This is a genomic window from Stenotrophomonas sp. (assembly GCF_050737575.1).
Lineage (GTDB): Bacteria > Pseudomonadota > Gammaproteobacteria > Xanthomonadales > Xanthomonadaceae > Stenotrophomonas.
In genome coordinates this window covers 129,128-156,083 of record NZ_JBOHXW010000007.1, presented here as the reverse complement: position 1 = coordinate 156,083, position 26,956 = coordinate 129,128, and the positions used below count along the sequence as shown (strand labels likewise).

General features: G+C 65.1%; 27 protein-coding genes. 10 read left to right on the top strand and 17 right to left on the bottom strand.

Annotation, left to right across the window (positions count from 1 at the left end; translation table 11 throughout):
- Positions 1–3 precede the first annotated feature (3 nt).
- Positions 4–552, bottom strand: coding sequence for an RNA polymerase sigma factor (locus ACREP4_RS14190; protein ID WP_431596832.1), 549 nt, complete (start codon positions 550–552; stop codon positions 4–6).
- 54 nt (positions 553–606) lie between these two features.
- Positions 607–2,142 carry a GGDEF domain-containing protein gene (locus tag ACREP4_RS14185; protein ID WP_431596831.1) on the bottom strand — a complete coding sequence of 512 codons (1,536 nt, stop codon included), beginning with the start codon at positions 2,140–2,142 and terminating at the stop codon, positions 607–609.
- Between the two features lie 120 nt (positions 2,143–2,262).
- Between ACREP4_RS14185 and ACREP4_RS14180 the strand changes: the two genes are divergently transcribed.
- Positions 2,263–2,895 (top strand): NAD-dependent dehydratase, encoded by a 633-nt coding sequence (locus tag ACREP4_RS14180; RefSeq protein ID WP_431596830.1) that lies wholly within the window; start codon positions 2,263–2,265, stop codon positions 2,893–2,895.
- A 141-nt stretch (positions 2,896–3,036) separates the two neighbouring features.
- Here ACREP4_RS14180 and ACREP4_RS14175 read toward each other — a convergent pair whose 3' ends face one another.
- The 7 genes from ACREP4_RS14175 to pdhA form a co-directional block, all read right to left on the bottom strand.
- Positions 3,037–3,798 (bottom strand): SDR family NAD(P)-dependent oxidoreductase, encoded by a 762-nt coding sequence (locus ACREP4_RS14175; protein WP_431596829.1) that lies wholly within the window; start codon positions 3,796–3,798, stop codon positions 3,037–3,039.
- Positions 3,799–3,852: 54 nt separating this feature from the next.
- A complete protein-coding gene (locus ACREP4_RS14170; RefSeq protein ID WP_431596828.1) occupies positions 3,853–4,239 on the bottom strand; it encodes a VOC family protein in 387 nt (128 codons plus the stop codon).
- 189 nt (positions 4,240–4,428) lie between these two features.
- On the bottom strand, positions 4,429–4,770 hold the full coding sequence (locus ACREP4_RS14165; RefSeq protein ID WP_431596827.1) for a hypothetical protein: 342 nt from the start codon (positions 4,768–4,770) through the stop codon (positions 4,429–4,431).
- 242 nt (positions 4,771–5,012) lie between these two features.
- The gene (locus ACREP4_RS14160; RefSeq protein WP_431596826.1) at positions 5,013–6,401 is read right to left on the bottom strand and encodes a dihydrolipoamide acetyltransferase family protein; all 1,389 of its coding nucleotides are present in this window, start codon (positions 6,399–6,401) and stop codon (positions 5,013–5,015) included.
- Positions 6,398–6,751, bottom strand: coding sequence for an SH3 domain-containing protein (locus ACREP4_RS14155; protein WP_431596825.1), 354 nt, complete (start codon positions 6,749–6,751; stop codon positions 6,398–6,400). The genes ACREP4_RS14160 and ACREP4_RS14155 overlap by 4 nt, the downstream gene beginning before the upstream one ends.
- A gap of 1 nt (position 6,752) precedes the next feature.
- Entirely contained in the window at positions 6,753–7,832 is a 1,080-nt protein-coding gene (locus tag ACREP4_RS14150; protein ID WP_431596824.1) for an alpha-ketoacid dehydrogenase subunit beta, read from the bottom strand.
- Positions 7,825–8,913 (bottom strand): pyruvate dehydrogenase (acetyl-transferring) E1 component subunit alpha, encoded by a 1,089-nt coding sequence (gene pdhA / locus ACREP4_RS14145; RefSeq protein ID WP_431596823.1) that lies wholly within the window; start codon positions 8,911–8,913, stop codon positions 7,825–7,827. Before pdhA ends, ACREP4_RS14150 begins: the two co-directional genes overlap by 8 nt.
- A gap of 695 nt (positions 8,914–9,608) precedes the next feature.
- Here pdhA and ACREP4_RS14140 point away from each other — a divergent pair.
- The 4 genes from ACREP4_RS14140 (at position 9,609) to ACREP4_RS14125 (ending at position 14,399) form a co-directional block, all read left to right on the top strand.
- Positions 9,609–10,469, top strand: coding sequence for a tryptophan 2,3-dioxygenase (locus tag ACREP4_RS14140; RefSeq protein WP_431596822.1), 861 nt, complete (start codon positions 9,609–9,611; stop codon positions 10,467–10,469).
- A gap of 326 nt (positions 10,470–10,795) precedes the next feature.
- Positions 10,796–12,304, top strand: a complete 1,509-nt coding sequence (locus tag ACREP4_RS14135; protein ID WP_431596821.1) for a peptide MFS transporter — start codon at positions 10,796–10,798, stop codon at positions 12,302–12,304.
- Between the two features lie 10 nt (positions 12,305–12,314).
- Complete coding sequence (locus tag ACREP4_RS14130; protein ID WP_431596820.1) at positions 12,315–12,908, top strand: thioredoxin family protein; 594 nt, start codon at positions 12,315–12,317, stop codon at positions 12,906–12,908.
- A gap of 381 nt (positions 12,909–13,289) precedes the next feature.
- Complete coding sequence (locus ACREP4_RS14125; RefSeq protein ID WP_431596819.1) at positions 13,290–14,399, top strand: hypothetical protein; 1,110 nt, start codon at positions 13,290–13,292, stop codon at positions 14,397–14,399.
- A 123-nt stretch (positions 14,400–14,522) separates the two neighbouring features.
- Here ACREP4_RS14125 and ACREP4_RS14120 read toward each other — a convergent pair whose 3' ends face one another.
- Positions 14,523–15,017, bottom strand: a complete 495-nt coding sequence (locus ACREP4_RS14120; protein ID WP_431596818.1) for a MarR family winged helix-turn-helix transcriptional regulator — start codon at positions 15,015–15,017, stop codon at positions 14,523–14,525.
- A 174-nt stretch (positions 15,018–15,191) separates the two neighbouring features.
- On the opposite strand from ACREP4_RS14120, the gene hppD reads away from it, so the two are divergent.
- Together hppD and hmgA are read left to right on the top strand one after the other, a co-directional pair.
- Positions 15,192–16,262: a 4-hydroxyphenylpyruvate dioxygenase gene (gene hppD, locus ACREP4_RS14115; protein ID WP_431596916.1), complete on the top strand. Its 1,071-nt coding sequence runs from the start codon at positions 15,192–15,194 to the stop codon at positions 16,260–16,262.
- Between the two features lie 208 nt (positions 16,263–16,470).
- Positions 16,471–17,769 (top strand): homogentisate 1,2-dioxygenase, encoded by a 1,299-nt coding sequence (gene hmgA, locus ACREP4_RS14110; protein WP_431596817.1) that lies wholly within the window; start codon positions 16,471–16,473, stop codon positions 17,767–17,769.
- Between the two features lie 327 nt (positions 17,770–18,096).
- On the opposite strand, the gene ACREP4_RS14105 is transcribed toward hmgA, so the two are convergent.
- Positions 18,097–18,609, bottom strand: a complete 513-nt coding sequence (locus ACREP4_RS14105; RefSeq protein ID WP_431596816.1) for a hypothetical protein — start codon at positions 18,607–18,609, stop codon at positions 18,097–18,099.
- Between the two features lie 147 nt (positions 18,610–18,756).
- Here ACREP4_RS14105 and ACREP4_RS14100 point away from each other — a divergent pair, with 147 nt between their 5' ends.
- The 3 genes from ACREP4_RS14100 (at position 18,757) to ACREP4_RS14090 (ending at position 20,958) form a co-directional block, all read left to right on the top strand.
- Positions 18,757–19,335 (top strand): lectin, encoded by a 579-nt coding sequence (locus ACREP4_RS14100; RefSeq protein ID WP_431596915.1) that lies wholly within the window; start codon positions 18,757–18,759, stop codon positions 19,333–19,335.
- A gap of 71 nt (positions 19,336–19,406) precedes the next feature.
- Positions 19,407–20,357 (top strand): calcium/sodium antiporter, encoded by a 951-nt coding sequence (locus ACREP4_RS14095; RefSeq protein ID WP_431596815.1) that lies wholly within the window; start codon positions 19,407–19,409, stop codon positions 20,355–20,357.
- 88 nt (positions 20,358–20,445) lie between these two features.
- Positions 20,446–20,958, top strand: coding sequence for a hypothetical protein (locus ACREP4_RS14090; protein WP_431596814.1), 513 nt, complete (start codon positions 20,446–20,448; stop codon positions 20,956–20,958).
- 86 nt (positions 20,959–21,044) lie between these two features.
- Here the strand turns inward: ACREP4_RS14090 and ACREP4_RS14085 are convergent, their stop codons facing one another.
- The 6 genes from ACREP4_RS14085 to ACREP4_RS14060 are packed head-to-tail and all read right to left on the bottom strand — an operon-like array spanning position 21,045 to position 26,931.
- Positions 21,045–21,395, bottom strand: coding sequence for a Na+/H+ antiporter subunit G (locus tag ACREP4_RS14085; RefSeq protein WP_431596813.1), 351 nt, complete (start codon positions 21,393–21,395; stop codon positions 21,045–21,047).
- Complete coding sequence (locus tag ACREP4_RS14080; RefSeq protein WP_431596914.1) at positions 21,392–21,634, bottom strand: K+/H+ antiporter subunit F; 243 nt, start codon at positions 21,632–21,634, stop codon at positions 21,392–21,394. The genes ACREP4_RS14085 and ACREP4_RS14080 overlap by 4 nt, the downstream gene beginning before the upstream one ends.
- Before the next feature lie 38 nt (positions 21,635–21,672).
- Positions 21,673–22,179 carry a Na+/H+ antiporter subunit E gene (locus tag ACREP4_RS14075; protein ID WP_431596812.1) on the bottom strand — a complete coding sequence of 169 codons (507 nt, stop codon included), beginning with the start codon at positions 22,177–22,179 and terminating at the stop codon, positions 21,673–21,675.
- Entirely contained in the window at positions 22,176–23,717 is a 1,542-nt protein-coding gene (locus ACREP4_RS14070; RefSeq protein ID WP_431596811.1) for a monovalent cation/H+ antiporter subunit D, read from the bottom strand. Before ACREP4_RS14070 ends, ACREP4_RS14075 begins: the two co-directional genes overlap by 4 nt.
- Positions 23,714–24,103 carry a Na+/H+ antiporter subunit C gene (locus ACREP4_RS14065; protein WP_431596810.1) on the bottom strand — a complete coding sequence of 130 codons (390 nt, stop codon included), beginning with the start codon at positions 24,101–24,103 and terminating at the stop codon, positions 23,714–23,716. The genes ACREP4_RS14070 and ACREP4_RS14065 overlap by 4 nt, the downstream gene beginning before the upstream one ends.
- On the bottom strand, positions 24,103–26,931 hold the full coding sequence (locus tag ACREP4_RS14060) for a monovalent cation/H+ antiporter subunit A (RefSeq protein ID WP_431596809.1): 2,829 nt from the start codon (positions 26,929–26,931) through the stop codon (positions 24,103–24,105). The genes ACREP4_RS14065 and ACREP4_RS14060 overlap by 1 nt, the downstream gene beginning before the upstream one ends.
- Between the last annotated feature and the right edge of the window lie 25 nt (positions 26,932–26,956).

Below are 26,956 nucleotides of genomic sequence, written 5' to 3'. Positions count from 1 at the left end.
GCATCAACCTCGTGTGGTCGGAGTGGGATTGGCCTGCTGCCGCAGCTGCTGGCGCAGCCGGTGCAGGCGGGTGGCGGCGTTGCTGGCACTGATGCCGAGCACATCGCCGATTTCCTGGTGGCTGTAGTCGTCCAGGTGCAGCAGCAACAAGGCACGGTCCAGCGGCGGTAGCGACTGGATCAGCGCATGCAATTGGGCCAGCTGCGCGGCGTCCTCGGCGGTGTCCGAGGTGGTCGCCAACTGCTCGATATGCTCGGGTGCCATGTCGGCATGGTGACGTTGCCGCAACCGCTGGCCGCGCTGCTGCGAGATGGCCACGTTCAGCGCCACCCGGTACAGCCAGGTGCTGAACTGCGCCTTCTCCGGGGTGAATGCCGGAAACGCGCGCCACGCCTGCACGCTGATCTCCTGGATCAGATCCTGGCGGTCGTCGGTGCCGCCGGTCCAGGCACGCGCCACCTTGAGCACGATGCCCTGATGCCGGGCCAGCAAACCCGCAAAGCGTTGCTGCAATTCGGCAGTGGCGTCGACGGCGGTCAAAGGAAGGTCCATGCACAGGTGATTCGCACCAGTGCGGGAAATATCACAGCGTCGGCCCGGCCGTCTTCAGTCCGCCGGCAACACCCGGTTGCGGCCGATGCGCTTGGCCGCATACAGCGCTTGATCGGCGCGGTGTAGCAGGGTGTCGATGGGTTCGCCTGTGCGGGCCTGTGCGACGCCGCCGCTGAAGCGCACCTGCACTCGTTCGTCGCCGAACAGGAACGGCCGCTGCGCCAACGTCAGCTGCAGTTGCTGCACCGATTCCAGCGCGGCCGCCGCGCTCATGCCCGGCATCACCACTACAAATTCGTCACCACCCAGACGTGCGATGCGATCACGTCCGCGCAGGCGCTGCTGGATAACCGCAACAAGATGGCGCAGTGCGTGGTCGCCGCCGGCATGACCGTGCTTGTCGTTGGTCTGGCTGAAGTGGTCCAGGTCGAGCATGCCGACGCTCAATGTTGCGTCGCCCGTATTCAGTTCTTCGGTCAGCAACGCTTCCAACCCGCGCCGATTCAATGCGCCGGTCAGTGCATCGGTGCGCAGTTGGCTGCCGGCGTCCTCCAGTTCGCGTTCCAGCTGTTGCACGCGTTGCTCGGCGGCGTTGGCTTCGGCGCGGGCGTTGGCCAGTTGATCGCGTGCGCGCGCGGCCTGTGCCTGTACCCGCGCAGTGTCCTGCAACACGTCCTGCAGCAGATGGTTGAGGTCGGCGATGCTGCGCGCCTGGCGCACGGCAATGGCGTAGCTGGCGACGCGGTCGTGGTACTCGCCGGTTTCGTTGGCCATGCCGTCGACCTGGTCGAGGAAGCTGACCATCAACTCCTTCATCGCCTGCTTGGATTCGGTGATGCCCTGCCGCAGCAGGCCTTGCCGATAGATCACTTCGCGCAGGTCATTGCGGGTCTGTTCCAGTGAGCCGGTGTCCAGCGTGCCGGTCAGCAGTTGCCGCACGTTGCGAATCTGCCCCTGCAGCCAGCTTTCGCCGTCGAGCAGCTCGGTGATGTTCTCCAGCAGCATGTCGAACAGGCTCAGCAGCAGGTCGTGTTGTTCCTGCATGCCATCGCTGCGCACGCCCACTTGGTGGCACAGTTCGCGCAGGTGCTGCGCCACCGGTTCCAGCGGTTGGCCGCCGCGCCAGTTGCGCAGTTCCTGGCCCATGCGCTGCGCCTGCTGTTCCAGCTCGGGCGAGTGCTGCATGAGAGGGGCCAGCACCGCGCCCAGGGTATGCCCGAGCATGTCGCGCAGGCGCTCGGCGTCGCTGTTGCCGCCGGTAGGTGGTTCCTGCTCGATGGTGCGGATGTACTTGTCGATCAGCTGCCGCAGCAGACGGCCGTAGCGGTCCCAGTCCTGGTCGGTATGCGCGCTGTGCAGGCGTTTACCCATGTCGCCAAGCTCGCCGGGCAGGGTGCACATGCCCTGGGCGAAGGCGTGCAGCAGCGGCTCGGGCGCGTTGGCGCCGACGAACAGGCGTTGCAGCATCGCCATGCCGCCATTGCCAGCCGGTGCCGGTGCGTCCGTCATCACCTGCGGCGCCGCGCGACGGGACAGGATGCGTCCGAGGCCAGCGCTGGCAGAAGGAGGGATGTCGGTGCTGTCGGCCATTGCGCGAGGGTCCGGGCGGGAGGAATGGGCACGCGGTGGCGTGTCCTGGGGCTGGTATCACGGCCCCATTATCGGCAAGGTGAGGGCCGCCTTGAACAGAAACAGAGCACGGGAGAAGACATGCGGGTATTGCTGGCCGGAGCGACCGGTTTGGTTGGGGCACAGGCGTTGCGGCAATTGCTGGCCGATCCGCGATGCAGTGCGGTCATCGCCCCGACCCGGCGCGCGCTTGCACAGGCCGACGCCAAGCTGCTGAACCCGGTGTTGGATTTCTCGATGCTGCCCGCCGGAACCGAGGGCTGGCAGGTGGACGCAGCCATCTGTGCATTGGGCTCGACGATGAAGCAGGCCGGCTCGCGGGAAGCCTTCCGCCAGATCGACCACGGCTATCCCTTGGCGATTGCGCGCGCGGTGAAGGCGCAGGGTTGCGAGACGTTCGCGCTGAACTCGGCGATGGGGGCCAACGCGCAGTCCTGGTTTTTCTACAACCAGGTGAAGGGCGAGCTTGAGCGTGACCTGCGCACGCTGGGTTTCGCGTCGCTGGCATTCGTGCGCCCGGGTTTGATCGGTGGCGAACGTGCCGAGCCGCGTCCGGGAGAGCAGTTGGCCAGTCGCGTCCTGGGCGCGTTGGCACCAGTGTTGCCGCGCGCATGGCGGATCAATCCGGCCACGCGCATTGCCGATGCATTGGTCGAGGCGGTATTGAATCCGCAACCCGGTGAGCGTGTGATTGGATCTGCGCAGCTGGTGTAGGAGCGGCCTCGGCCGCGAAGCCGCTGTGGTTTCCGCTGTTGTGGTGTTTGCAATCAGGTAATGCGTGATTGTGGATTTCTGCGTCGCTGGATGTGTTGCCAGCTCGCGGCCAAGGCGGCTCCTACGGGCGCCTCTGTGAAATCAGGCCGGCAACGATTGCCCGCCATCCACCGCCAGTACCTGCCCGGTGATCCAGCGCGCTGCGGGTGAACACAGGAACACCGCCGCGCGTGCCACGTCCTCGACATCGCCGAAACCGCCGAACGGAATCTTGGTGCGGATCTGCTCGTACAGCGCAGGTTCTTCGCTGCGGCGTCGGTCCCACAGGCCGCCGGGGAATTCGATGGAACCCGGTGCGATGGCGTTGACGCGGATGCGCTCGCGCGCCAATTCGGTGGCCAGCGAGGTCGTGTAGTAATTCAGTGCGGCCTTGGCTGCGGAATACGCCGCCGCACGCGGGGTTGGCACCAGTGCGTTGATCGAGCTGATGTTGAGGATGGCCGGCATCGTGCTGTTGCGCAGGTGCGGCAGCGCGGCGCGGTTGGTGCGCACCGCCGCCATCAGGTCGATATCGAAACCGGCCTGCCAACTGGCGTCGTCATTGCCGTTGCCATAACCGGAGGCGTTGTTGATGACGATGTCGATACCGCCCAATGCTTCCGCAGCCGTATCGACCCAGTGTTGGATCTGCACCGGATCACCAAGGTCGCAGGCGTGCGTGTGCACATCGCCAGCACCGGCTGCTTTCAGGGCAAGACCGGCTTGCTGCAGCACCTGCAGGTTGCGCGCGCAGATGCCGACATGGGCGCCGGCTTCGGCAAAGGCGTGGGCAATCGCCAGACCAATGCCACGGCTGCCGCCGGCAACCAGTACGCGTGCGTGGGCGAGGGAAGGGGAGGACATCGTTGCAACTCCAACTGCAGGCAGATGCCGGCCATTATCCGCTCGCCGGTGGTGTTACTCCCAAACGGTGGGCGTCGGGCCGCGCTCGGGGTGTTTCATCTGCACGATGCAGAAGCGGTGCCCGGTGGGCGCTTCCATCACCCACCAGCGTTTGATGAAGCCAATGCGTTTTGCACCCAGCGCTTCAAGGCGATTGGCCTCGGCGTCGATGTCATCGGCTTCGATATCCAAATGCACGCGCGAGGCATGGCTGACACGTTGCACTTCCACGTGCAGACCGCCCGGCGCGCCGATCAGTTCGGCGTATTGGGCGCCATCGTCTTCGGTGTAACCCGGCTCGGTGGCCAGCCCCAGTGCAGCGCCCCAGAACGTGGCGGCGCGGTCACTATCGGTGTCCTGGCAATCAATGATGAAACCGGCCAGACGGCTGCGGTGGCTCATGGCGCTGCTCCGTATAACGGGGAGCTGCAGCTTATGCCGAGCCGGGCGCACGCCCAGGTGAAGCCAGTGGCCATGCGGTGATCCACAGCGCCCCGTAAATCAGCCATTCGGCCAGGCATTGCAGCGCGACGAGCGAACGCGGGTTGCGCATGGGCGAGCTATGAATGTGCAGGAGATTGCGCCACGGATTCAGCGTGCGGCGCTGGAAAGAAACAACTCTACCTTGCCGCATGACGTGCAGGCGTGCAGATCGAATTCCTCGCGATTGACAAACAATTCGCCCAGGTCACCCAGCAGGAACGGCATGCTCAGCGAGCCTTCGTGGAAGCGCTTGCGGCCAATGAACTCCATGCGTACGCCGGGGCAGCGCAGGCATTCGATCAAGCGCGGTGGCTGCATCCAGGCCGGGGTGTCGTCACGCGGTTGTTCGCGCGGTGGCGGTGCGCCATCGGCATGCGTGCCGCACTTCCAGCACTGATCGAAATTGTCTTCGTTGCTTTCCCTGCAGTTCGTACAAATCCAGCTGCTCATGATGATGCCCGTTGGCTGACGCGATGGCTGCATCGTAGCGCTGCGCTTGGGCAATGCCGAGACATGTTCGTCATGGGACTTCACCGGGAAGGTTTCAGCAGTGCACGGCTTCGCTTTGCTGCTGCAATTTTGGCATTCGGTTTTTAGGGTGCTGGGATTTCACCCCAGCCTACGAAGGCTGAGTTCTGCATAAAAAAAGCCCGCATTGCTGCGGGCTCAAGTAACGCTTCAGAAAACGTGAATCAATTCATCAGTGCCAGGTCGTCGATCAGCGCGCGCAGGAAGCGGGCAGCTTCGCCGCCGGTGCAGGCGCGGTGGTCGAACGTGACCGACAGCGGGATGACCTTGTGCGTTTCCACGCCGCCCATCACCGGAGTGAGCTGGAAGCGGGCGCGGCCGGCGGCGACGATCGCAACGCACGGCGGCACGACCACCGGGGTGGCGTAGCGGCCGGCGAACATGCCGAAGTTGGACAGCGAGATGGTGTAACCACTCAGTTCCGAGGCGGCGATGGAGCGGTCTTCCACCTGCTGACGCAGGCGGTTGATGCCTTCGCGCACGCCGCGTGCATCGAGCATGTCGGCATTGCGCAACGCCGGTACGAACAGGCCATCGTCGGTGTCCACGGCAATGCCGATATCCACCTGTGCATGCAGGGTGCGGGTGAGGTTGTCACCGTCGAACCAGGCATTCATCGCCGGCACGGCCTGGCAGGCGCTGACGATGGCACGCACCAGGCGCGAGGTCATGTCGTTGCCCGGTGCCCAGGCGTGGATGTCGGCGTCATCGCTCAGCGTGGTCGGCACGACCTTGCTGTGCGCATCGGCCATTACCCGCGCCATGTTGCGACGCACGCCCTTCAGCGGCTCCGGCTGGCCCTTGGCGACCACGCCCGGAGGCGCGGTACGCATCGGCTTGCCGGCGGCGGACAGCGGAGTGCGGCTGACGCTTGAGCCCCTCTCCCCCTGGGAGAGGGGTTGGGGTGAGGGTGCGGCAGCTGCGGTAGAAGTCGCACCCTCACCCCCAGCCCCTCTCCCGGTGGGAGAGGGGAGGAGGGCGGATGGATCCGCCGCCGCCTGCTTCACATCATTCATCGTCACCGCGCCTTCGGCGCCGGTGGCGCGCACGCGGGTCAGGTCCACGCCCAGCTTGCGTGCCATCGCACGTACCGCCGGCATCGCCTTGACGCCACCGACGGCCACGGCCTGTTCGGTGTGCACCGCGTTGGAGCTGACCATCGCGCCGACCACGGTGCCTTCGTCGGCACGTTCGGCAGCCGCAGCAGCGGGTGCCGGTGCTGCAGCCGGTGCCGGCGTCGGTGCGGCCGGCGCCGGGGCGCCGTGATGGTGGCCGGTGTCCTGGCCTTCGGCACGCTGCGGCAGGTTCGGGTCGATCTCGAAGTGGGCCAGCATGTGGCCGGTCACCACGATGTCACCGGGTGCGCCGGCCAGCTTCAGGATCTTGCCGGACACCGGCGAGGGTACTTCCACGACCGCCTTGGCGGTCTCCATGGAAACCAGCGGCTCGTCCAGCTTGATGACATCGCCTTCCTTGACGAACCATTCCACGATGGTGGCGTCCGGCAGGCCTTCGCCCAGGTCGGGCAGGTTGAAGCTTTTGGTCTGGCTCATGTGCAGTTCTCTTCCAGCAATTCAAGTTCGCGTGCCGGCACCCAGCCCTGCGCGCCATCGGCGCGTTCGGACCACCACCAGCCGCCATGTTCGTGATGCAGCCGCAGCTGTTCGCCCCGGTCCACGTCCAGTTCGCGAGCACTGTAATCGCGCAGCGCCTCGGCGCGGCCGTCATCCAGTGGTTGCAGCCAGGCCACGGGGGCCCAGCCGGCGCTGCCTTCGTCGGTTTTCACCCAGGCGAAGGCCGGCCATTCCTCGTCGCGCACGCCCAGCTCGACAATCTGCCCGGCGCGGAACTGCAGTGGATTGGGATACTGGCTGCGGTGGCTGCCATGCAGTCGTGCCCGCACGTCAGCCCGCCGCTACCGCGCGCTTGGCCGCCGCCACAATCCGCTCAACGCTTGGCAGGTACTTCATTTCCAGGCGGAACAGCGGAATGTGGGTGTCGTAACCCGTCACGCGCTCGACCGGCGAGAGCAGGTCGTACATGGATTCCTCGGCCAGGCGTGCGGCGATTTCGGCACCAAAACCAGCGGTCTTCGGCGCTTCCTGCACGATCACGCAGCGGCCGGTCTTGGCCACCGACTCGGCGATGGTGGCGAAGTCCAGCGGACGCAGCGTGGCCACGTCGATGACTTCGGCACTGATGCCTTCGCCGGCCAGCTTGTCGGCCGCTTCCAGCGCTTCCTTCACCTGTGCGCCCCAGGTCACCAGGGTCACGTCGGTGCCGTCACGCAGCACGAAGCACACGTCCAGCGGCAGTGCTTCGCCATCATTGACGACCACTTCCTTGTACTGGCGGTAGATGCGCTTGGGCTCCATGTAGATCACCGGATCCGGCTCGCGGATCGCGGCCAGCAGCAGGCCATAGGCACGCTGCGGGCTGGACGGCAGCACCACGCGCAGGCCCGGCACGTTGGTGAAGATGGCTTCGTTGGCTTCGCTGTGGTGTTCCGGCGCGCGGATACCACCGCCCCACGGCACGCGCAGCACCATCGGGCAATGCAGGCGGCCGCGGGTACGGTTACGCAGGCGCGCGGCGTGGCAGATGATGTGATCCACCATCGGATAGACGAAGCCATCGAACTGGGCTTCGGCTACCGGCTTCATGCCCTGCGCGGCCAGGCCGACGGTGAGGCCGGCGATGGTGGTTTCGTCCAGCGGGGTGTCCAACACGCGTTGCGCGCCGAACTGCTGTTGCAGGCCGGCGGTGGCGCGGAACACGCCGCCGTTGACGCCCACGTCCTCGCCCAGCACCAGCACCGAGGGGTCGTGTTCCATTTCCCATGCCAGCGCCTGGGTGACGGCTTCGATAAGGGTGATGGGAGTGGCGGTCATGGTGGTTTCTCCGCTGTTGCTCGCCGCGCTGTGGGCGGTGCCGTGGTCATGGCTGACCGAAGTGCCGGATACGGCGCGCTTGATGTCATCCATGGCGCTGCTCCAGGGCGATGGCGTCGGCACGCTGGGCCAGCAGGTCCGGCGGCGGATCTGCGTAGAGGAAATCGAACATCGCCTCGACCGGCTGCACCGGGCAGTTGAGGTAGGCGTTGACCTCCTCGTCCACGCGGGCGCCGCATTCGGCGATCCAGTTCTTCTCTTCTTCTTCGCTCCACACACCGTGCGCGGTGAGGTACTTGCGCAGACGGATCAGCGGTTCCTTCAACCAGGCTTCTTTCACCTCGGCATCGTCGCGGTAGCGACGGGCGTCATCGGCGGTGGTGTGGTCTGACAGGCGGTAGGTGAGGAACTCCAGCACCGTGCCGCCCTTGCCGGACAGCGCGCGCTCGCGTGCCTGCTCCATCGCGGCCAGCACGGCGATCAGGTCATTGCCGTCCACCTGCAGGCAGAACAGACCGCCGGCCAGGCCCTTCTGGGCCAGGGTTTCAGCGCCGGTCTGGGCCGAGCGCGGCACCGAGATGGCCCAGCCGTTGTTGACGATGCACATGATCAGCGGCAGCTGATAGGCGCCGGCCGAGTTCAGCGCGGCGTAGAAGTCGGTCTTGGAGCTGCCGCCGTCGCCGCAGACGGTCACTGCCACATGGGGCATGCCGCGCAGCTTGAACGACAACGCCGAGCCGGCCGCGTGCAGGCACTGGGTGGAGATCGGCACGCAGATCGGGAAGTCGCGGACCGCATCGCTATTGCGGTCATAGTCGCTGCCACGCTCGTCGCCGCCCCAGTACATCAGAACGTCACGCGGACGCACGCCGCGCATGAACATGGCGCCGTACTCGCGGTAGCTGGGGGCGAACACGTCGCCCGTCTTCATGGACGCACCGATGCCGACGTGGGCCGCTTCGTGGCCCAGGCAGGAGGCGAACGTGCCGAGCTTGCCGGTGCGCTGCAGCGCCACGGACTTGGTGTCGAACACCCGCGTGGCCAGCATCTGCCGGAACATCGGCAGCAGCGCACGGGGGTCGCGCAGCGACTCGGGGAGGTCATTGCGTACCAGGGTGCCGTCGACATCCAGGTACTGCAGGTATTCGATTTGGAACTGGGCGGAAACCGTCATTGCAGCAACACCTTGAACAGATGGTTTCAAATGATAGGAATTGCACATGGTAAGGACTCAGTCCGAAAAAGCCGTCCTGCGGCGCAGCACGATTGACCGTACAACGACCGTGTTCGTTCCATGGGCACCGCGCTGAACGAGCAAATACAACGTATTCAGTCGGGCGACGCGAGGCGGACGCATTGTCGCGCCGCTCGCCGACGCAAGTGTTCTGATTCCGTTTGCGCGGGTGAAGGGGTACGGATGCTGCCCGAGCGAGGATGGGGCGGGCTTGCTCAAGGGGGAAGCGAGGGGGCTTTTTCCCACCCTCGCGCCCCGCGCCGAGGCGCGGGCAGGTGCCGTTGGGCCACGCAGGCTTTTCCCCTCTCCCTTGCGCACCGCGCAGGGGAGGCGGGGAGGGGGCTGTTGCTGTTGTGGTGGCTGTTTGCGGATGCGCATTCGGAGCCAACGTCCAAAGCACCCCTCCCCAGCCCTCCCCTTCACCTTCGGTGAAAGGGACCAGAGCGGCGAGCGTGCGGGCAGCGCGGGAGTGCCGCGCCATGCTCGGCAGGGGCCTGGCCGGGAAGACTTCGGCGGAGCACGGCGTCGCGCATCCACACCCGCATGCATATCCATATTCCTTCCACTGCGCATCCGGCTCCCGTGCCAGCACCCCGCTGCGTTACGCTTTGCGCCCCGCGCAGATGGCAAGGCCGATGACCGTAGAAAAAAACCAGCGTGAGCTTGAAGCAGGCATCCACACGGACCTGCAGGGCCGGCTCACCTATGGCGGCTATCTGCGCCTGGACCAACTGCTGTCGGCCCAGCAGCCGTTGTCCAATCCGCCGCACCACGACGAGATGCTGTTCATCATCCAGCACCAGACCTCGGAGCTGTGGCTGAAGCTGCTGGCGCACGAGCTGCGTGCGGCCAAGGCCCACCTGCAGCGTGATGAAGTCTGGCAATGCCGCAAGGTGTTGGCCCGCAGCAAGCAGGTGCTGCGCCTGCTTACCGAGCAGTGGGCGGTGTTGGAAACCCTGACTCCTTCCGAGTACATGGGCTTCCGCGATGTGTTGGGCCCGTCGTCGGGCTTCCAGTCGCTGCAGTACCGCTACATCGAGTTCCTGCTGGGCAACAAGAACGCGGACATGCTCAACGTGTTCGCGCATGACCCGGCCGGGCAGGCGCAGTTGCGCGAAGTGCTGGAGGCGCCAAGCCTGTACGAAGAGTTTCTGGCCTACCTGTCGCGCTTCGGCCACGCCATCCCGGCCACGTATGAAGACCACGATTGGACCCAGCCGCATGTCAGCGATGCGGCCTTGCGCACGGTATTCGAGAACATCTATCAGGACACCGACCGCTACTGGCGTGAGTATTCGCTGTGCGAAGACATGGTGGACCTGGAGACCCAGTTCCAGCTGTGGCGCTTCCGTCACATGCGCACGGTGATGCGGGTGATCGGCTTCAAGCGCGGCACCGGCGGTTCCAGCGGCGTGGGGTTCCTGCGGCAGGCGCTGGAGCTGACCTTCTTCCCGGAGCTGTTCGAGGTACGCACCAGCATCCGCGCCGACGCCTGAGGCGGCCGAGCGAAACATAGGGGTGCCCGGGTCGCGTCGTGCCCGGGCGACAGCCCTTTGCAGCGATCCCCAGCCGGTCCCGCAGGTGCGTGTCGGCCCAGACGGCGGCCGTCGATGTCTGAGGTCTGCCGGAAAACCCAAGCCATTCAGCGTGTTGCCAACACCGCGCGCGCGTTTTTGTCGTGCCCCTGTCCCGCGTTGGCCCGCGCCTAGCCATGACGATGTGGATTTGACGTGAAGCCGACGCTTCTGTGATCCTCGCCCGTCGCGCCGGTTCCGGCCGACTTCTTCGTATTTTTTCCCATTTGCTTTCAGGGGACACCCGCATGAGCGCTGCCGCGCCCAATTCAGCAACAACCCCGGCGCCCGTGCCGGAGTTCAAGACAACACTTGGTCACCCGCGTCCGTTGTGGATGCTGTTCATGACCGAGTTCTGGGAACGCTTTGCGTTCTACGGCATCCGCTGGGCGCTGGTGCTGTACATCGTCTCGCAGTTCTACGGCGGCAACGCCACGGGCGAGGAATCGGCCAGCCATACCTACGGTGCCTACCTGGCGTTGGTGTATGCGGGTGCGATTTTTGGTGGCTATGCCGCCGACCGGATCATTGGTTACCAGCGCTCGATCCTGATGGGTGCGGTGATCATGGCGGCCGGCTTGTTCATGATCGCCATTCCGAACCAGCAGATTTTCAACCTGGGCCTGGCCACGATCATCGTCGGCAACGGCCTGTTCAAGCCGAACATCTCCACGATGGTGGGCAAGCTCTACAAGCTGGATGACGAACGCCGCGATTCGGGCTTCACCATCTTCTACATGGGCATCAACATGGGTGCGATGATCTCGCCGATCCTCACCCAGATCCTGGCGCAGAAGGTGTTCGGCACCGACGCCATGCCGGCCTACAAGATGGTGTTCATCGCCTCGGGCGTCGGCATGCTGATCAGCCTGTTGTGGTTCCAGCTGGAGCGTCGCCACCTGAAGGGCATCGGCGCGCCGCTGCCGGACAAGCAGGGCAGTGGCCCGGTCATCAAGACCGCCATCGCCTGCCTGGTCGCCATCCCGGTGATGTACGGCCTGCTCAATGCTGGCGCCAACGTGTTGCAGGTGATCCTGACGGTGATGTTCATCGGCCTGGGCATCATGCTGCTGGTCGAGGGCATCCGCGAAGGCAAGGTCGCACGCAATCGCGTGATCGCGATGCTGATCATTTTCACCTTCAACGTGTTGTTCTGGATGTTCTTCGAGCAGGCCGGCAGCTCCTTCACCTTCCTGGCCGACCGTATCGTCGACCGTCAGTTCGGTGACTGGACCTTCCCGACCGCGTGGTTCCAGTCGGTCAACTCGGTGGCCATCATCACCCTGGCGCCGGTACTGGCGTGGCTGTGGGTGCGTCTGGGCAAGGCCAATCCGTCGATCCCGCGCAAGTTCGGCCTGGGCCTGATCTTCAACGGCCTGGCGTTCCTGCTGCTGATGTTCGCGCTGTCCAGCATGCTCGACCCGGGCACCAACAAGATCCCGTTCTGGACGCTGTTCGCGGTGTACTGGATCCAGTCCATCGGTGAGCTGTGCCTGTCGCCGATCGGTCTGTCGATGGTCACCAAGTTGGCGCCGGTACGTCTGGTGGGCTTTGCGATGGGTGGCTGGTTCCTGTCCACCGGCATCGGCAACAACCTCGCCGGTCTGTTCGCCGGCCACGTCAGTGGCGCCGGTGGCATGACCGTGCAGTCGGCCCATTCCGGTTACACGATGGGCTTCTGGATCCTGATCGGCGGCGGCGTGCTGCTGTTCCTGATCGCCCCGCTGGTGCAGAAGCTGATGCACGGCGTGAAGTGAGGAAACAACGATGAAACTGATGTTCGGAATGCTTCCCCTGCTGCTCACCGTCGCACTGGCCGGCTGCACACAGCCGCCTGCACAGGCACCGGAAAAAGTGCAGCCGTTGGACACCTCCGAACAGAAGGCACCGGTGGCCGATACCAGCCAACCGGTGGCATCGGGTAACACCCCCACTGCGGCGGACATCGCCGCAGTGGCTGGTCTCAACGCACAGTTCGACCCGGCCCGTGACCCGGTCGCCGACCTGGAAACGGCCAAGGTCGAAGCCCAGCGCGGCGGCAAGCGGATCATGTTGGATGTGGGCGGCGAGTGGTGCTCGTGGTGCCATTTGCTGGACGCCTTCATGGAAGGTGATTCGGAGATCCGCCGCTTCCGTGATGCCAACTACGTGTGGATGAAGGTCAACTACAGCGAGGACAACGAGAACAAGGCGTTCCTGTCCCGCTTCCCTGAAATCAAGGGGTATCCGCATCTGTTCGTGCTGGACGGCGAAGGCCAGTTGCTGCATTCGCAGTTCACCGGTGAGCTGGAGAAGGGCAAGGGTTACGACCGCGCCAAGTTCTTCGCGTTTCTCAAGGAATGGGCACCGCCGGCGAAGTAAGCCGGTGGTTCCTGCAACACGCGACGGCGCCCAAGGGCGCCGTTGTTGTTTGTGGTGTTTGCTTCGACTTCGTTGCGGAGAAACAGGCGGTTTCGTCTTGATCTTGTGCAAAGCGCAAGCGGGGTTACCCCCTCTATCCGCGAGTACGTGCAGCTTCGCCCCCTCCCTTGCGCGCAGCGGAGGGTCGGGGAGGGGGGGCCGTTGCTTTGCGTGTCATCGCGGGACGCTTGAGTTCCCAGCACAAATCAATTCCTCACCGCAGCCTCCTCCTTCTGCCCACGAGAAAAGAACGGGGCGCCGGATTGCCACACCTTTATTTCCACGCCGCGCGGCCGCTAACGGATCAATCCTTCTGCATTCCGGCCAAGGCCGTCTCCCGCCATGCCGCCAGCTGCCAGCACCGCCGAATCCCTCGCGAACGATCCGGCCGGCATCAGCCTGCCAACCGTGGATGCGCTGCTGGACGATGCGCCGGAAGCCGATGACACCGCCCCCGCACAACCGCACTCGCGGCTGCCGCAGGCCGCTGTGCCGCCCAACATCATGTTGCAGGCGGCAGTGACGCGGCTGGTCGAGCAGAAGGAGCAGGTCGATCAGCTGGCCCGCAACGGGCTGCTGGCCGGGTTGTTGCCATCGGAATGGAGCACGTCACCCGGCAATGAGCTGCGCGCCTTCGTCGCCTCGGTGGTGCCGTTCGCCTCGGACAGTGCACGCGGTGAAACCGTCGCTGCGCGGGTGCCGCTCAAATTCCTGCTTGGGCACTCGCAGCGTTGGGGCAAGCACGACGTCGCCGAGCCGAAATCCTTGATGGCGTATCTGGGCAGTGATGACCGCTCGGTCCCCGGCAACACCGACCTGGCCGAAGTGATGCTGCTGTCGCCACTGGGGTTGGCATGGGCGCACAGCGGTCGTGGTCGCGTGGGTTTTCTGCGTGCGATGGGGGCGGAAACCCTGGCCGCGCGCGTCACCGCCTTGCCGTATCCGGCGCCCGAGCAATTGGCCTTGTATCTGGCTGATTGCGATGGCACGACGCAAGTGTGGTGCGTACTGGACAAGCGCAAGTTGCGCGCGCTGTCGGTGCCGTCATTGACGCTACCGTTGCTGACTGCCTATGGCGTGGCTGCGCCAGAACCGTGGCCGTCGAACTGGCCCGCTCCGGCCGAAGTTGGCGCTGAGTTGACGCTGGCGCGCGCTGGCAAGTCCATCGTCGAGGTGGATCTGGTCAAGCTTGTGGACAAAATCGGACGTGATCGGGCCGGCGAGGCGTGGAGCGGCGCAAGCCTGATGCAGCTGCACACTTGGGTGCCGCGCTGGCGCTTTTTCCTGACCTCGTTTATCGGCCTGCCTGCCGCCTTGTTGCTGATCGCGGCGCTGGCGCTGCCCGGTCGCGTTGAAGCGGCGGCGGTCGCGGCAGCACTGGGCTTTGCCGGTGGTGCCATCGCCGCGTTGGCCGCGCCGTGGATCTATGCGCGGCGCAAGCACCTGAGCTGAGCCAGGGCGGTAGTGCCGGGCCACGCTCGGCAGAGGCGTCACCGGCAACGCGTCAGCGGAGCATGGCTCCGCTCTACAGAAATCGCCGGACAGCCTGCACCACAAGCACCGCCGCGACCGTACTCAGCCTTCGGCCATCCGCGACAGACCGGCGTCGGCCAGACGCGTGATCAAACGCTCCAGCACCTGCTCCTCTTCCTCGGTCAGCACCGACATCAGGCGGCGGTCCATCTCGATGACCATCGGCGCGATGGTCTCGTAGACCTCGAACCCAGCCGCCGACAAGGCCAGCACCGAGCGACGACGGTCGTCGCCGTGCGTCTCGCGTTTGATGAAGCCACGCTCCAGCAGGCGCGCCACGGCGCGGCTGACGGCCACCTTGTCCATTGCGGTGCGCTCGGACACCTCACTGGCCGAGGAGCCCGGGTACAGCGCCAGGATGGTGATCACGCGCCATTCGGGGATGGCCAGGCCATAGCGTTCGCCGTACAGCCGGGCGATGTTGCCGCTGACCCGGTTGGAGAGGACGCTGATGCGGTAGGGCAGGAATTGCTCAAGATCCAACAGGACGTGCGAGGCCCGGATGCTGGTGGACTTGCTGTAGTCAGAAGAACTCATGCTGCAGTGCACCTTGATGGTGGTTTCATGTGAAACTATAACCTTCGACACTGATCCGCAATATCGCGCGGATCTCCCTGTTTTCCTGTCGCCGCTGTTGGGCGGCGGTCACGCTTCCGGAGGCAACCCATGAACACCGAAACCCACGCTGCAACCCACGCACCCAACCTGGGTATGCAGGTCACCACCTTTGAAAACCCGATGGGTATCGATGGTTTTGAGTTCGTTGAGTTTGCAGCGCCGGCCGGTCAGGCAGAGCAACTGCACGCGTACTTCCGGAACATGGGGTTCACGGCCGTACTCCGCCACCGGCAGCGTGCTATTACCGTCTACCGTCAAGGCGGCGTCAACTTCCTCGTGAATGAGGAGCCGGACTCCTTCGCCGCTGACTTCGCCGCCAAGCACGGACCCAGCGCCTGCGGCTTCGCCATCCGCTTCCAGAAGCCGGCCGCCGACGTGCTGGCCGCCGCGCTGGGCAACGGTGCCGAGGAAGTGACCCTGCTGGCCGACTCGCGCGCGGTGCCGGCCCCGGTGATCAAGGGCATCGGCGATTGCATGCTGTATCTGGTGGACCGTTACGGCGACAAGGGCAGCATCTACGACACCGATTACGTGCCGGTGGAAGGCGCCGACCAGAACCCGAAGGGCTTTGGCCTGACCTTCATCGACCACCTCACCCACAACCTGTATCTGGGCAACATGCAGCAGTGGTCGGATTACTACGAGCGCTTGTTCAACTTCCGCGAGATCCGCTACTTCGACATCAAGGGCGCCAAGACCGGCCTGGTGTCCAAGGCGATGACCGCGCCGGATGGCATCGTGCGCATCCCGCTCAACGAGTCATCCGACCCGAAGAGCCAGATCAACGAATACCTGGACGCGTACAAGGGCGAGGGCATCCAGCACATCGCCTGTTTCACCGACAACATCTACGACACCGTTGAAGCGATGCGCGCGCAGGGCATTGATTTCCTGGATACGCCGGACACCTACTTCGACGTGGTGGACCTGCGTATTCCTGACAATGGCGAAGACGTGGAGCGCCTGCGCAGGAACAAGATCCTGATCGACGCCGACCCGGAAACCAAACAGCGCAAGCTGCTGCAGATCTTCACCAAGAACTGCATCGGCCCGATCTTCTTCGAGATCATCCAGCGCAAGGGCAATGAAGGGTTTGGCGAGGGCAACTTCCAGGCCCTGTTCGAGAGCATCGAGCGCGACCAGATGGACCGTGGTGTGTTGTAAGCGCTTTGCTTCAAGCCTTTGCTTGAGCCCCTCTCCCGCATGCGGGAGAGGGGTTGGGGTGAGGGCAGGCCCTGGCAGTTGCTGTTGATTTCCGCGGTAACCGGATCAGCCAGTTGCTTTAGGATCACGGCAAAAGCTTCCCCTTACCCCAACCCCTCTCCCGCGCGCGGGAGAGGGGCTTACAAGCAACAACACAGGCAGGTCCGCGATGGTCAGCAACGGTTATCAATCCGGCTTCGGCAACGAGTTCGCCACCGAGGCGGTGCCCGGCACGTTGCCGGTGGGCCGCAATTCGCCGCAGCGCGTTGCGCATGGGCTGTATGCCGAGCAGTTGACCGGCACCGCGTTCACCGCGCCGCGCGGCAGCAACCGCCGCAGCTGGCTGTACCGCATCCGTCCGGCGGTGATGCACGGTGAGTTCACGCCGTTCGCGCAGCCCAACCTGCATGGCGAGTTCAGCCACGCGGCGGTGTCGCCGAACCAGTTGCGCTGGGATCCATTGCCGCTGCCGAGCGCACCCACCGACTTCATCGAAGGCCTGTACACGATGGGCGGCAATGGCGCGCCCGAGGCACACACCGGTGCCGGCATCCACATGTATGCGGCCAATGCCGACATGCGCGGCCGCTACTTCTACAACGCCGATGGCGAGCTGCTGATCGTGCCGCAGCTGGGCCGCTTGCGGCTGCGCACCGAGATGGGCGTGATCGACATTGAGCCGCAGCAGATCGCGGTGATTCCGCGTGGCGTGCGCTTTGCCGTTGAACTGCCGGACGGGCAGGCGCGTGGTTACGTCTGCGAGAACTTCGGCGCATTGCTCAAGCTGCCCGACCTCGGCCCGATTGGCAGCAACGGTCTGGCCAATCCGCGCGACTTTGAAACGCCGGTCGCCGCCTACGAAAACCTCGAAGGCCAGTTTGAACTCGTCGCCAAATTCCACGGGCGCTTGTGGCGTGCGGACATCAATCATTCGCCGCTGGACGTGGTCGGCTGGCACGGCAATTACGCGCCGTACCGCTACGACCTGCGTCACTTCAACACCATTGGCTCGATCAGCCATGACCACCCGGATCCGTCGATTTTCCTGGTACTGCATTCGGCCAGTGACACGCCCGGCACCAGCAACCTGGATTTCGTGATCTTCCCGCCGCGCTGGCTGGTGGCGCAGAACACGTTCCGTCCGCCGTGGTTCCACCGCAACATCGCCAGCGAGTTCATGGGCCTGATCCACGGTGCCTACGACGCCAAGGCCGAAGGCTTCGTGCCCGGCGGTGCGTCGCTGCACAACTGCATGAGCGGCCACGGCCCGGATGCGGCAACCTTCGACAAGGCATCCAGTGCCGATCTGTCCAAGCCGGACGTGGTTACCGACACCATGGCCTTCATGTTCGAGACGCGCGGTGTGATCTGCCCGAGCGAGCAGGCCATTGCCGCCGGGCATCGCCAGCGCGGTTATCAAGCGTGCTGGAGCGGCCTGCGCGATAACTTCATTCCGCCGAAGGAATGACGCCGCGCGGCGCGGTCATGCCGCCGGTAACCGGCTTCCGTAGGCTGGGATGTAATCCCAGCATCGCGAAACGCTGGGATTGCGCTGTGCTGCATCCCAGCCTGCGACGGCATTCTGATTCGTGGATCGGGTGAAAATTCCAACAGCAGCTGATGGTAGGAGCGGCCTTGGCCGCGAAGCCGGTGCCGCGTCCGCTGCGGATCGCCTGTCATCCAACAGCCGCAGATAGCGACGTTTCGTTGAACGGCAGCACCATCAGCTTCGCGGCCAAGGCCGCTCCTGCCGCGCCCCCGCAGGCGGGGATGAAATTTCCCAACAACCGACTATCTACGTCGGCAGCATCGCGTTCTCGTGCATCGCTGCCAGATGCGCCTCGGGCACGACTTCCTGCAACCGCGCACGCACGCGCTGCGCGTAACCGTCGGAGGTGATGGCGGGCAGGTGCGCCAATGCCAGCTGCAGTGCATTGATGGTGTCCTCTTCCTCGCGCGTGGCCTGCAGCACCTTGTGCAACTGCGCGGCGGTTGGGTTGCGCTGCAGCGCCAGGATGTCCAACAGATAGATGCGCGCCGCCACCATCGATCGTCGTCGCTCCACTGCGGGCGCAGGCGAGGCTGCAGGCACAGCGACGGGAACCGCGGGCGCGTCCGAGGCCTCCAGATAGCCGTTGCGCTGCAGTTCGGTGATCAGCGCGGCGGCATCGGTGCCCAACAGCACACTGAGCTCGACCAGGCTGCGATTGCCGTCGCACAGGATCAGCGCACGGCGTTGGCGCAGGTCCAGCGGAGCCCGGTGGGCCTGCAGCACGGTATGGGCGAGTTCGGTCTTGCGCGGATGCATGATCGGAAGAGACGACAGCGCGGGGGCCCCAGCCTGCTGCGCGCAGGTGAAAGCGCGATGACAACTTGCGCGCCGATGACGGGGTTGTGGTTAGACTCGGCCCCGGTTTCCTTCTGGAGTGGCCGCATGATCCGCACCGCATTGCCTCTGGCTGTACTTGTCGTCGCGCTGGTCGCCTGCAATCGCACGCCAGAGCCCACTGCCGCGCCCCAGACGGCGCCGGCCACGCCTCACGCCAGTCCCGCTCCTGCACCCGCACCTGCTGCCGAGGCGGTCGCCAAGAGCGATGCCGACTGGCAGGGCTATGGTCCGGCGCAGCTGGGCGTGGATGCCGAGCAGCTGGCCACTGCTTGGGGCGCGGAACTGCAGGGTGACGCTGCGGCCGATGGCGGCTGCTACTACCTGCAACCGGCCGGGCAGGGCGAGGGCGGGGTGGCTTTCATGATCGAGTCGGGGCATTTCGTCCGTTACGACCTGCGCAGCGCGGAGATCGCAGCCCCGGGCGGTGGCAAGGTCGGGCTGGATCTGGTGCAGTTGCAGGCCCTGTATCCGCAGGCAGCGCCACCGCAGCCGCACAAATACGTGGAAGGCGGCAAGGTGCTGCGCGTGCCGGCCGCCGATGGCAGCCAGGGCGCGCTGGTGTTCGAGCTGGGGGCCGACGGCAAGGCGACGGCCTGGCGGGTGGGGCTGCCGCCGCAGGTGGACTACGTTGAAGGCTGCGGCTGATACGCTTTGCCAGACCAACTGACGCGACGTGATCATCACGTTCGCGCCGCCGTCGCCGGGAGAGACGTGTGATGTTTGAAGCAATCGTGTGGTTCGTATTGGGGCTGGTGCTGCTGGCACTCGGCGGTGACTCCATCGTCAAGGCGGCCTCGGGGCTGGCCCAGCGGTTTGGTGCGTCGCCTTTCGTTGCCGGATTGCTGCTGGTGGCGTTCGGCACTTCGCTGCCGGAGCTGGCGATCAACGCGCGCGCCTTCGTCGTCGGCGCGCAGGAGCTGGCGCTGGGCAATGCGGTCGGCAGCAACATCGTCAACGTCGGCCTGACCCTGGCATTGGCCGCACTGGCTTACCCGCTGGTGGTGCGCACGCGCTTGTTGTCGCCGCTGCTGGTGCTGCTGGCGGTGGCATCGCTGGCGTTGATCGTGTTCGGCCTGGACGGCGCCATCAGCCGCATCGAAGGCATCGTGCTGCTGCTGGGCTTCGTCGCCGTGCTGGCGTTCCTGTTGGCGCGCGCGCGCCGTGAGCCGGTTGAGCTGCAGGAAAACATCGCCGACTACGCCACCACCCGCACCGTGCTCGGCTTGAACATCATCCGCCTGGTCATCGCCGCCGTGGTGCTGTACTACGGCGCGCGCTGGGTGGTGCAGGCCGCGCCGGTGATCGGCGCCGGCTGGGGCATGTCGCCGTTGTTGGCTGGCCTGTTGCCGGTGGCTATCGGCACCGCGCTGCCGGAAGTAGCGGCGGCGATCGCGGCGGCACGTCGCGGCCAGGGCGACATGGTGGTGGGCCACGTCATCGGCTCCAGCCTGTTCAACATTCTGGTGGTGATTGGCGGCATGGCCGCGCTGCGGCCGATGCCATTGCCGGCCTCGTTCGTGCGGCTGGAACTGCCGGCAGCCATCGTGTTCGTGCTGATGCTCTACCCGATGCTGCGCGGCGACCTGAAGATCACCCGCCGCGAAGGCGGCGTGTTGTTCATCGCGTTCCTGGCATGGGTGGGGTTGGAGTTGGCGCTGCTGTATTGAATGCAGCGGGGCCGCTTTCACTCAGGAGCGGCGCAGGCCGTAAAGCAGGCTGCATGCTTTGCAGCCTCGGATCATTCGGGACAAGGCCATGCGAGCACGGTTCGTTACAGCCCTTCTTTTGTTGCTGATGTGTTTTCAGGCTCCCGGTTCTGCGCAGACTGTCGGAGACATTGAAGCCTGGGAGCAGCTGGGGCGTAGAGAGCTTGCTACCTTGCCGGCCGTGGTGCGCGCTTATGCCAACGCGACGGGTTGCGCCGTGTTGTTCGATCCAAAGAACGTCGTGCGCTGGGATGGCGAGCCGCGGGAAGTTCGTTATCTCGCATTCGTTTCAATGGATGTCGGCTGTGCCGGTGGCAGCAGGAGCTGGCGCTCTGTATTCATCGCCGTGAGAGAGGGGGCTTCAAGAAGGCTGTTCGTTGCCCCGGAGTTTTCCGGGAAAACACCCTTGGAGTTTCCCCAGGCCATGGATTCACTGGTGAACACGGAAGATGGTGTGCGTTTCACTGGAAGGGCTTGGCAACCCGGTGATACGGACAACCGGCCTTCGTCAAATGTTGGAGGAAGGGTGATCTGGTCGGGAAGTGGCTGGACTTCCCGATAGTCCGCGAACCAGCGGTCGGATCAATGCTGCGCAGTTGCCCATGGCTTGGGCCAGGCTGTGTCCCTTGCAGGAGTCCGACGCCACCATCACGGTTGCGGTGCGTCGGCCCGGTCTGATTTGCCTTTCGGCGGCTCGGGCCGGCTTTCCATCATCAGCGACAGCGCGGCCTTGGCCATCAGGTGGGCGCTGATCGGTGCGGTGATGAACAGGAACACGGTGATCAGCAGCTCGCGCGGCTGCGGGTCCACACCCAGGAAGATGTGATACGCCACTGAGCACACCAATACGCAGCCCACGCCCAGCGTGCTGGCCTTGGTCGGTGCGTGCAGGCGTTTGAAGAAGTCGGAAAAGCGCACCAATCCCAATGCGCCCACCAGGATGAAGAAGCAGCCAAACACAAGCAGTGCCGACAGCGCGATCTGCAGGAAAGTAATCATTCGACGATGTCCCGACGCAACACATATTTGCTTAGCACCACGGTGCTGCCAAAACCGAGCATGGCGATCACCAAAGCCGCTTCAAAGTAGATGGCCGAATCCAGATACAGGCCAAACAGCATCAGCTCGGCAATGGCGGTAACCGACAGCGTGTCCAGCGCGAGGATGCGGTCAGGCACGGTCGGGCCGCGCAGCAGGCGCCACAGCGACAACAGCATCGCTATGCCGACCACATGCATGCACACCACCACGGTGGTCTCGAAAATGGCGTATCCGTTCACGGGAAGATCTCCATCAGCGGCGCTTCGTAACGTGCCTTGATTTCGGTAATCAGGTTGTCGGCATTCTCAAGATGCAGCACATGCACCAGCAGGTGGCGGCGGTCTTCGGACAACGCAGCCGACACCGTGCCCGGCGTCAGCGTGATGAAACTGGTCAGCGCGGCGATGCCGTGGATGTTGTCGATGTCCAGCGGCACCCAGATGAAACCGGGCTTGAGTCGACGTTCCGGGCCGAGCACTTGCATGGCCACGCGGATGTTGGACACCAGGATGTCCCACAGCACCACGAACAACAGTTTCGGCACCGGCCGCAGCGTGCCGAGGCGGGCAAACTCGCGGTCCAGGCGCGTCGCAAACAACGGGATCACCAGACCCAGCAGCAGGCCCAGTACGAACTGGCCCAGGTCGAAGCTGGACGACATCACCATCCAGAACAGCACGACGGTGATCGACAGGGCCGGCGATGGGAACAACCGGCGCAACAATGGACGACGCGCGCTCATGGCTGCCTCACCTGCGGCGTGGTGCCGCGTATGTCATTGACGTACTGCGACGGCGTCAGCAGCTGCGCGGCGATGGCGTCGGTCTGACGCATCAGTGGCGCGGCGAACACCGTCATTGCCACCACGTAGGCCAGCAGCAGACTGGCCGCAGCGGTTTCAAACGGGCGCGGCGGGGCTTCGACGGAAGGCTCGGGCAGCGCGTCTTCGTCGCCGGGCACATGCCAGAACAACCGGATGCCGGTGCGCGCCAGGCCCATGATCACCAGCAGGCTGCTGCCGAGCACGGCGGCCCACACCGCGCCGGTATGCGCGTCGGGCACTGCCGACAACAGCGCCACCTTGGCCAGGAAACCGGCCAGCGGCGGCAGGCCGGCCACGGCCACGGCAGCGACCAGGAACAACAGGCCGGTGACGGTCTTGCCCGGCAGCACGGTGAGTTCACCCTCGCGACGCTCACCGGCGCGGATGCGGCGACGGCGGATCAGGTCGGAGATCAGGAACATCGCCGCCGCAGTGAAGGTGCTGTGCGGCAGGTAGAACAGGCCCGCCGAAATCGTGCCGGCGTTGCCCAGTGCGAAGGCGATGAACAACGTCGCTGCCGAGACCACCACCAGGTACGCAACCAGCACGCTCATGCGCGTGGCGGCCAAGGCGCCCAGCGCGGCGACGACCAGTGTGGCGACACCGGCCCACAACAGCCAGTCGCTGCCGTAGCCGGCCATCGCGCCGGCAGTCGCGCCGAACCACAGCGTGCTCACCCGCAGCACGGCGTACAGGCCGACCTTGGTCATGATCACGAACAGCGCCGCCACGGCGGCCGGTGCGCGTGCATACGATTCGGGCAGCCACAGGTACAGCGGCAGCAACGCGGCCTTGGAACAGAACACCAGGAACAACAGGCCGAGCGCGGCCTTGGCCAACTTCAGATGCGACGGCGGCAACTCGGCGATGCGCTGGCTGATCTCGGCCATGTTCAACGAGCCGAGCGTGCCGTACAGCATCCCCAGCGCGATCAGGAACAGCGTCGAGGCGGCGATGTTGAACACCACGTAATGCAGGCCGATGCGCATGCGCAGGCCACGGCCGCCAGACAACAGCAAGCCGTAGGACGCGATCAGCAGCACTTCGAAGAACACGAACAGGTTGAAGATGTCGCCGGTCAAAAACGCGCCGTTGAGCCCGACCAACTGGAACTGGAACAACGCATGGAAGTGCGGCGCACGTCGGTCCCAACCGGTGCAGGCGTACAGCAGGCAGCCGATGGCCAGTAGCGTCGTGGTGCCGAGCATCCAGCTGGACAGGCGGTCGGCCACCAAGGCAATGCCCAGGCGCGCCGGCCAGTCACCGAGCAGGTAGGCGGAAATCTGGCCTTCGCTGGTCTGCGCGAACAACAGTGCCACCACCACCGACAACGCGGCCATGCTCAACCATGCAACGCTGCGCTGCACCTTGGGCCCGTAGCGGCGGTGTTCGATGAACAACGACAGCGAGGCGCCGAGCAGCGGAATCAGGATCGGCAGGATCACCAGATGATTCATGCGCCGGCTCCCGGCGCCGTGTCGGCATCGCGTGCGGCAATCACCGGCTCAGGCTCATGGGCATCGACATGGTCGCTGTGATTGTCGCTGCGGCTGCGCATGGCCAACACGATGCTCACTGCGGTCATCGCGAAGGCGATGACGATGGCGGTCAGCACCAAGGCCTGCGGCAATGGGTCGGTGTAGTGCGCCAGGCTGGCGGCGACGCCGTCCTTGAGCACCGGCGCCTTGCCGATCACCGGCCGGCCGGCGCTGAAGATCAGCAGGTTGGTGGCGTAGGACAGAAACGTCATGCCGAGGATCACATCGAAGCTGCGCGCACGCAGCATCAAATAGATGCCGATGCCAGCCAGTACGCCAATGGCGCTTGCCAGGGCCAGTTCCATCAGTGCATCTCCCCGGTGCGTGCCGAACGGCGGTGGATATCGATCTCGCCATGACGGGCGTTGCGGGTGCGCGAGGGCTTGATCGTGCCCATCATCGACAGGATCAGCATCACCCCGCCAAACACCACCAGGTACACGCCGGTATCGAAGCCAATGGCGCTGGCCAGCGGCACGGTGCCGATCAGCGGCAGCTCCAGGTCGAGGTGGCCGCTGGTCAGGAACGGCACGCCGAAGAGCAGCGACGCCGCGCCGCTGAGCAGGGCGATCAACAGGCCCAGGCCGATGCAGCGGATGTAATCGAAACCGAAGCGCGACTCGACCGACGCCGTGCCCTGGATCACGTACTGGATCAGCAGCGGCACCGCCAGCACCAGTCCGGCGATGAAGCCGCCACCGGGCGCGTTGTGGCCGCGCAGGAACAGGAAGATGGAGACGGTCAGCGTCAGCGGGAACATGATCTGCGCCAGATCGGCCGGCACCGGCAGCTTGATCGGCGGGCCGGGCATGATCTGCTCCGGCGCCATCCGCGAGCGGCGCAGCAGCGCATGCACCACCAGCGCGGCGATGCCGAACACGGTGATCTCACCAAACGTATCGAAGCCACGGAAATCGACCAGGATCACGTTCACCACGTTGTGGCCGTAGGCCTCCGGCAACGAACGCACCAGCAACTCGCCGGCCATGGTGTTGGGCGGCAGGGTCATCAGCGAATACGCCAATGCGGCCAAGCCGCCACCGGCAACGATGGCGATCACCGCATCGCGGCGCTTGCGCCAGCGCGAATGCTCCGGCGGCGACTGTGCGGGCAGGTAGTTCATGGCCAGCAGCATCAGCGCCAGCGTCACCATTTCCACCATCAACTGGGTCAACGCTAGATCCGGCGCGGACAGGAACACGAAGGTCAGCGCCACCATCAGGCCGGTGCCGCCCATCACGATCACCGCCAGCAAACGTTGCTGGAACAGGAACAGACCGGCGAACGCGCAGGCCAGCATCACCAGCCACAAGGTCCAGCCCAACAGCGGAATCGGCTGCGGTGCCGGCCACGCCGGCATGGCCGGGTTGGCGATGAACGGCGCGGCGGCCACGATCACCGCCACCAGCACCAGCGCCATCAACATCCGCTGCAGGCTGCCATTGGCCACGGCATTGGTGAGGCGATGGGCAACGCCGAACAACAGATCCAGGCAGCGGTGGAACAGGTGCTTGCCCACCGGCCGGTTGCGCACGGCATACAAGTCCATGAAGCGGCGCAGGCCGAAGTACAACGCGATGCCGCCGACCACGCCCGCAGCGCTCATCGCCAGCGGCAGGTTGAAGCCATGCCATACCGACAGGCTGTAGGCAGGCATCGACGCGCCGAGGATCGAACCGGCAGCGGCATGCAGCACCGGGGCGACGGTCAGCGCCGGCGCGATGCCGACTGCCAGACAGATCACCACCAGCACTTCCACCGGCACCTTCATCCAGCGCGGCGGCTCATGCGGCACCACGTCCAGATCCACCGGGCCCTTGCCGAAGAAGGTGTCGTGGACAAAACGCAGGCTGTAGGCCACGCCGAGCACGCCGGCCAGCAACGCGGCAACGCTCACCGCCGTGCGCATCCAGTCCGGCCCGCCGGTCGCCAGCGCTTCGGCGAACAGCATTTCCTTGGACAGGAAACCGTTGAGCAGCGGGATGCCGGCCATCGCCAGCGAGGCGACGATGGCCAGGGTGCTGGTGATCGGCATCAGCCGCCGCAGGCCACCGAGCCGGCGCATGTCGCGGGTGCCGGTTTCGTGGTCGATGATGCCGGCGGCCATGAACAACGAGGCCTTGAAGGTGGCGTGGTTGAGGATATGGAACACGCCAGCCACCACCGCCATCGGCGTGGACAGGCCAAACAGCAGGGTGATCAAACCCAGGTGCGAGATGGTCGAATACGCCAGCAGGCCCTTGAGGTCGTGCTGGAAGATCGCATTCCATGCACCGATCAACAGCGTGATCGCACCAATGCCACTGACCACATAGAAGAACAATTCGGTGCCGGCCAGTGCCGGGTGCAGGCGCGCCAGCAGGAACACGCCGGCCTTCACCATCGTGGCCGAGTGCAGGTAGGCCGACACCGGCGTCGGCGCGGCCATCGCATGCGGCAGCCAGAAGTGGAACGGGAACTGCGCGCTCTTGGTGAAGATGCCGGCCAGCACCAGCAGCAGTGCCCACGGATACAGCGCACTGGCGCGGATCAGATCGCCCGAGGCCAGCACCACGTCCAAGTCGAAACTGCCGACGATGCGGCCGATCAACAACACGCCGGCCAGCAACGCCAAGCCGCCACCGCCGGTGACGATCAAGGCCATGCGTGCGCCTTCGCGGGCGTCCTTGCGGTGTGACCAGAAGCCGATCAGCAGGAACGAGCTGATGCTGGTCAGTTCCCAGAACACCATCAGCAGCAACAGGTTGCCGGACAACACCATGCCCAGCATCGCGCCCATGAACAGCAGCAGGTAGCTGTAGAAGCGGCGCGCGCTGTCGTTTGGCGAGAGGTAGTAGTGTGCGTACAGCACCACCAGCGCACCGATGCCCAGCACCAGCCCGGCGAACATCCAGGCCAGCCCGTCCAGGCGCAGGCTGAAGTCCAGGCCGATCTGCGGCAGCCATTGCCAGCTGCTGCGGAGCACCTCGCCGTCCAGAATTGCCGGCGTCAGGCTGCCCAGGATGGCCACCCCCAGCACCGGCGCGGCGCCGGCCAGGCATGCCGCTGCGGCCCGGGACAGGCGGCCATTCAGAGCGATGACCGCCGCCAACAGGAACGGCAATGCGAGGAGCAGCAACAGGACTGGCGTCATGCGGGAGCGCAGTGTGAGACGAGCG